5 protein-coding genes are annotated in these 3126 nt (G+C 70.2%); 1 reads left to right on the forward strand and 4 read right to left on the reverse strand.

Annotated elements, in window-relative coordinates; genetic code table 11:
• On the forward strand, positions 1-392 hold a 392-nt coding region (locus RMO30_RS12780), incomplete at its 5' end, for an isocitrate/isopropylmalate family dehydrogenase (RefSeq protein ID WP_309714165.1).
• Positions 393-395: 3 nt separating this feature from the next.
• On the opposite strand, the gene sufU is transcribed toward RMO30_RS12780, so the two are convergent.
• The 4 genes from sufU to RMO30_RS12800 all read right to left on the reverse strand — a co-directional run.
• On the reverse strand, positions 396-833 hold the full coding sequence (gene sufU / locus RMO30_RS12785) for a Fe-S cluster assembly sulfur transfer protein SufU (RefSeq protein WP_309714167.1): 438 nt from the start codon (positions 831-833) through the stop codon (positions 396-398).
• Positions 830-2137 (reverse strand): SufS family cysteine desulfurase, encoded by a 1308-nt coding sequence (locus tag RMO30_RS12790; protein ID WP_309714169.1) that lies wholly within the window; start codon positions 2135-2137, stop codon positions 830-832. The genes sufU and RMO30_RS12790 overlap by 4 nt, the downstream gene beginning before the upstream one ends.
• Positions 2134-2811 carry an NUDIX domain-containing protein gene (locus tag RMO30_RS12795; RefSeq protein ID WP_309714171.1) on the reverse strand — a complete coding sequence of 226 codons (678 nt, stop codon included), beginning with the start codon at positions 2809-2811 and terminating at the stop codon, positions 2134-2136. Before RMO30_RS12795 ends, RMO30_RS12790 begins: the two co-directional genes overlap by 4 nt.
• A 62-nt stretch (positions 2812-2873) precedes the next feature.
• Positions 2874-3126, reverse strand: a 253-nt coding sequence (locus RMO30_RS12800; protein ID WP_309714173.1) for an Hsp20 family protein, incomplete at its 5' end; no start/stop codon positions are given.

Raw genomic sequence — 3126 nt, forward strand, 5'->3', positions numbered from 1 at the left:
TGCAGTCCGACACGGTCGCGCAGGGCTACGGCTCGCTCGGCCTGATGACCTCGGTGCTCACCACCCCCGACGGCAAGATCGTCGAAGCCGAAGCGGCCCACGGCACGGTCACCCGGCACTACCGCCTGCACCAGCAGGGCAAGCCCACCTCGACCAACCCGATCGCCTCGATCTACGCCTGGACCCGCGGTCTCATGCACCGCGGCAAGCTGGACGGCAACCAGGCGCTCATCGACTTCGCGCAGACCCTTGAGGATGTCGTCATCGCCACCGTCGAGAGCGGCAAGATGACGAAGGACCTCGCGACGCTGGTGAGCGACGACCAGGCGTACCTGACGACCGAGGACTTCCTCGCGGCGATCGACGAGAACCTCAAGGCAAAACTGGGCTGACGTTCAGCTCGTGGCGAGAGCGTTCTCGAGGGTGACCCAGGCGAGCATCGCGCATTTCACCCGCGCGACATAACGGGAAACCCCGCCGAGGGCGACCGCGTCGCCGAAGTGCTCCTCGTCGAGCTCGATCTCGCCGCGGGAGCGGAGCGCGGTGCGGAACAGTTCGATGCGCTCGCGTGCGTCGGCGACCGTCGCCCCCTCCAGCAACCCGGTGAGCAGCGAGGCCGAAGCTTGCGAGATCGCGCAGCCGTGACCTTCCCAGGTGATCGACCGGATGACGCCGCCCTCGACGCCGACAGCTAGATCGATCTCGTCTCCGCAGAGCGGGTTCACCTCGCGCGCGCGACCCGTCCAGCCGTCAACGATTCCGCGCCCGTCGGGATCGCGCGCGTGGGTGAGGATGACCTCCTGGTAGAGCGCCCGCAGGTCGTCGGAGCTCACGACCGCACCCCGAAGAATCCGGCGGCCTCATCGACCGCGTCGAGGAACCGGTCGACCTCGTCGTCGGTCGTGTAGAGCGCGGCGCTCGCCCGCGCGCTCGCGCCGAGACCCAGCCGACGATGCAGCGGCTGCGCGCAGTGGTGCCCGACCCGGATGGCGATCCCTCGGTCGTCGAGGACCTGACCGAGGTCGTGCGGATGCACCCCGGCGAGATCGAATCCGGCGAGCCCGACCCGCTCGACTCCGACGGGCCCCAGCACCCGCACGCCCCGGATGGCGTCGAGGCCCTCGGCGAGCCGGGCCCCCAGCTGGCGATCGTGCGCGGCGATGCGCGGCATCCCGACCGCGTCGAGGTAGCGCACGGCGGCGGCGAGGCCGATGGCCTGCGATACGCGCTGCGTGCCCGCCTCGAATCGCTGCGGCGGGGCCATGAACTCCGCGCGGTCGAGCGTCACCGTTGTGATCATCGATCCGCCGGTGAGGAAGGGGGGCAGGGCTTCAAGCAGCGTGCGCTTGCCGTAGAGCACGCCCACTCCGGTCGGGCCGAGCATCTTGTGGCCCGAGAACACCGCGATGTCGACGTCGAGCTCGCCGAGGTCGAGCGGCGCATGGGGGGCGCTCTGGCACGCGTCAAGCACGACGATCGCACCCGCGCGATGGGCGGCCTCGACGAGCACTGCGACGGGGTTCACGATGCCGAGCACGTTCGACACGTGGGAGACGGCGACCACCCGGGTGCGGTCGGTGATGACCTCCCCGACGAGATCGAGGCGCAGTGCCCCGTCGTCGTCGACCGGGAGGTACCGCAGCGTCGCGCCGGTGCGCCGTGCGAGTTGCTGCCAGGGGATGAGGTTGGCGTGGTGCTCGAGCTCGGTGACGACGATCTCGTCGCCCGGCCCGACCGCGAGTGCGGGGTCGCCGTCGCCGAAGGCGGCGTTGGAGAGACCGTAGGCGACGAGGTTGATGCCCTCGGTGGCGTTCGAGGTCCAGACGATCTCGCCGACGTCGGCGCCGACGAACGCCGCGACCGTCGCCCGGGCGGCCTCGAACTCCTCGGTCGCCTCGGCGGCGAGGGTGTGCGCTCCGCGGTGCACGGCGGCGTTGCGTCGCTCGAGGAATTCGCGCTCGGCGTCGAGCACCGCCCGGGGCTTCTGCGTCGTCGCGGCCGAGTCGAGGTAGGCGAGGGGATGGCCGTTGACCGTCTCAGCGAGGATCGGGAAGTCGCCTCGAATGGTGCGCACCTCGTCGTCGGTGAGCTCCGGCGTCGTCGCGTGCACAATCAGGTCCTCTCGCTGCAGACTCAAGTCTGCCGCGTCGCCACGCCTCGCGCTGGCGCGAAGGGGCCGCGGAGCGCCGCCCACTGCAGCAACATGACCGTCTTCGCGTCGATGATTCCCGTGCCGATCGCGGCGAGTGCCTCGTCGAAACCGAGCTCGACGACATCGATGTGTTCGCCCTCCTCGGCGAGTCCGCCCCCCGCGTGAGCGCTCGTGTCGGCCGAGTAGCGCGCGGCATAGAAGTGGATGCGCTCGGTCACCGAGCCGGGGCTCATGTAGACGTCGAAGACGTGCTCGAGGTCGGCGACTTCGTGGCCGGTCTCCTCGATCGCCTCACGTCGGATCGCGGTCTCGGGATCGTCGTCGTCGAGCAGCCCGGCCGCTGTCTCCAGCAGCATCCCGTCGGGGTGGTCGTTGACGTACACCGGATAGCGGAACTGACGCGTCAGCAGCACGGTGCGGCGCTCGGGGTCGTAGAGCAGGATCGTTGCGCCGTTGCCGCGGTCATAGGTCTCCGCGACTTTCGCGATCCAGGCGCCAGCGGCATCTCGTTCTCGGAATCGGGTGCGGCGCAGCACGTGCCAACCGGCCGCCAGCAGTTCGACCTGGTCGACGATGACGCCGGGATTGCGGTCCAGGCCGAGGCCCGTCAGGTGCAGGCCGGTGCGGCCGCGGTGGTCGGGTTCGTCGGCGCCGAGCATGCTCCCAGCGTACGGAAGAGCCCCGGGCGCACTTGGCGTCCGGGGCTCTTCGTGACCCGTGGTTAGGCCTCGACGGCGACGTTGGTGGAAGCGGGGCTGCCCGCCTGCACCTCGATCTTGCGCGGCTTCGCCTTCTCGCTGACCGGGATGACGACGCTCAGCACGCCGTTCTCATAGGACGCCGAGATCGCGGCGGTGTCGATGCCCTCGCCGAGATTGAGCTGACGCAGGAACGAGCCGGCGTTGCGTTCGCGGGCGAGCCACTTCACGCCGTCCTGGCCGCGCGGGGTGCGCTCGGTCGAGAGGGCCGCGACG

This window comes from Pseudolysinimonas sp. (assembly GCF_031389465.1).
Classification (GTDB): domain Bacteria; phylum Actinomycetota; class Actinomycetes; order Actinomycetales; family Microbacteriaceae; genus Pseudolysinimonas_A.

What these genes read in the sequence shown, in the direction of transcription:
- RMO30_RS12795 (WP_309714171.1), bottom strand. Translation starts at nt 2,811, where the DNA reads ATGCTCGGCGCCGACGAACCCGACCACCGCGGCCGCACCGGCCTGCAC.